General features: G+C 39.9%; 1 protein-coding gene. It reads right to left on the bottom strand.

What is annotated here, in order from left to right; translation table 11 throughout:
* The coding region (locus ON15_RS07050) for an IS1380 family transposase (protein WP_010580789.1) at positions 1-291 on the bottom strand (291 nt) is incomplete at both ends.

Consider the following 291-nt stretch of genomic DNA (forward strand, 5'->3'; position numbering starts at 1 on the left):
GTGCTAGCTGCTTTAAAAAGTTGACAATATTGTAAGCCAGTACACTAACCATCATCCGGGCAGCATTGGCATTAAACGTTGAACTATCAGTCTTATCGAAAAAGAAACCTGCTTTAGCTTCTTTGATGTAATTTTCCATTTGGCCGCGTTTGTGATACAGTTTGAAGGCTGTTTCAGCCGTTAAATTAGTCAGATTAGTGACGATAAATTCATGTGAAAAGATCAGTTCACCGGCTGCTCGAGTTGATTTAATATAAATCTGCCGTGGCTTAGGCCACGATGCTGATTGAT

The sequence above is a fragment of the Liquorilactobacillus vini DSM 20605 genome (assembly GCF_000255495.1).
Lineage (GTDB): Bacteria > Bacillota > Bacilli > Lactobacillales > Lactobacillaceae > Liquorilactobacillus > Liquorilactobacillus vini.